At 42.7% G+C, this 2228-nt stretch carries 2 protein-coding genes and 1 pseudogene; all 3 read left to right on the top strand.

Annotated features, from left to right (window positions below; genetic code table 11):
• The first annotated feature begins 321 nt into the window (after positions 1-321).
• Entirely contained in the window at positions 322-1434 is a 1113-nt protein-coding gene (locus ACFIO3_RS11925; protein ID WP_375704516.1) for a Bgr_08870 family protein, read from the top strand.
• A gap of 9 nt (positions 1435-1443) precedes the next feature.
• On the top strand, positions 1444-1689 hold the full coding sequence (locus ACFIO3_RS11920) for a hypothetical protein (protein WP_375615511.1): 246 nt from the start codon (positions 1444-1446) through the stop codon (positions 1687-1689).
• Positions 1690-1866: 177 nt separating this feature from the next.
• Positions 1867-2228, top strand: a pseudogene (locus ACFIO3_RS11915) (phage tail protein); the annotation flags it as partial.

The following is a 2228-nucleotide window of genomic DNA, read 5'->3' as shown; positions in this document are numbered from 1 at the left end:
ATTAGTTTGTTGCGGTATAATTATCAAGTTATGCCCTTTGTTAGAGTTTATAATATCTACTCATGGGCAACTCTTTTTCATAAGAAAAGCTTTTTATTTTCTTCTTTTATACGTAAGTAAATCGTTACAATAATATGATACAAATATTGGAGTCTGTTTATAGCTGTTATGGTTTCATGCAATTATCCTTAGATGACTCTCACGTGTTTTGGCAGTTTTATCTTTGCTTTGAGAGAGGTGTAAAAAGGGGATTTTAAGAAGTTCCAGTTTAGAAAGAGTTTTTTTACACAGGAAAAGCTCTCGGAGGGTGCCAAGGCTGGTATGGAACAAGCCGGCGAAGATTTAGCCAATTTAAGCGATATCGAGGGTGCACACGATGCTGCCAACAATTATGTTCTCTATAAATCAAGCAACAATAACTTCACCTTTGGCAGTGCTGTCTCACTGTTAGGCGCACATCAACATAAAACCGAAGATATCGTGGGGCTTGATGATTTTAGAGCCAAGATCAATGAAGATCTCACAAGCTATGGTCGCTTAGCCAGCCCAAATGAATGGCAAAGTTATAATAAATTTACCAGCAAAGTCACTATAAATGGCGGTTTAGAACTGTTGGGTAATTCATTACTCAATCTCACTCATAATAACAAAGTGGTTACCAGTCTAAGTGCAAGCGGAAGCTTGCTTAAAGGACCTTTGAGGGTTGATGGAGATCTTGTTTATACGAAATCAGAAATAGATAAATTGGTAGCTTTATTAACCAAAAAACCTGTCGAAATCCTCATGACAGAAAGTGGCACTATCCCGTTTCCTGAAGGTATGACTGATAACACAGAAATTGAAATATGTGCATGGGGTGGCGGCGGTAGCGGGGGGGCTGGAGGTTGGTTAAAAAATACTTATAACGGTCGTGTCACGTATGCCTACTACGGTGGCGGTGGAGGTGGAGGAGGACAAGGTGTCCGTATTCAAATTAAAGGATCTCAACTTAGAAAATCAAGAAATATTCAAATTGGTCGTGGTGGTAAAAATGGTAATGGTGGGGCAACGATTATTGAAGGAGTTCTCGTAGCAAATGGTGGGAGTATAGGCTCTCAGGGTAGCGGAGTTACCAAAACAGTAGGAGCAGGAGGAACAGGAGGTTACTCCGGCATTAAAAACTTTATTTTTTCTGGCGGCAATGGTGGAAATGGCGGAAGCTGTGACGGTGGAAGCTCTCTTTTTGGTGGTGCTGGTGGCGGTGGCGGATCTAGTAATGGTGGCGGTGGCGGCTGTGGTGGTGAAAGTGACAAAGGTGGAAAAGGTGGCAGAGGTGGTCGTAATCAAGCTGACGCAGGTGGCGGTGGAGGAGGTTATTTTCCTGGAAAGGATGCAGAAAATTATAACACTGGTGATGGCGGGAATGGCGCTGTATTGTTTAGATTTTTTATATAGGAGTTTTTTATGGAATATGCAGTTGTTGAAAATGGTGTGGTAACCAACATTATTGTAGCCTCAGAAGATTATGTTCACGCCTTTGAGGGTGAGGCAATCCCCTCACGTGAAGCGCAGATCGGCTGGACTTATAAAGACGAAGTGTTCTCTCCTCCCGTGGTGGATGAAAACACAAAACAGCTTTCATCTACTGAAATGACAGAAACAGACGCACCTGTAGAGCCTATAAAAGAACCACAAGAGAAAGGTGAATAAGCCTAGGTTATATGGATGCTTATTGTATAAGAACGTAAAGGCTTGTATAATTTTCTTTCTGTAAAATCCCCTTTGAAGATCTTTCAAAGCCCTTTAAAGAGCTTTTTGACTGACAGTGTCAGACTTATGGAGCATGGTGATGGTTGGTATAGTCTCTTCATTAATTTGGAGAGCAAAATGGCAATAGAATTTAATCATGGTATCCGCCTCATTGAGGATGGTCAAGCATCTCGACCCTTAGAGATGTTTAGCCAAACCGCCCTTGGGGCGGTTGTTACAGCCCCTGATGCTGATAACCAAGTTTTTCCCCTCAACGAGCCTGTGTTAGTTTTTACACATGAGGGTGAGAAAATCCAAAAGCTTGGGCGAAGGGGCACAGCTCTTGATGTGATTAACGCTGTGTGCGCGCAAGGGATTGAGGCACAAATTATCCTTGTGCGGGTGGAAGAAAAGTCAACCATAGCTGAGACACAAACCGAAATGGTGGGGTCCAATACTCACTTGACCGGTGTGCATGCCTTAGCGCATGCTAGAGGGCA

This window comes from Bartonella sp. AD328YNZD (assembly GCF_042196425.1).
The sequence above is the reverse complement of the archived record's forward strand: the minus strand, read 5'-3'. Positions and strand labels throughout refer to the sequence as shown.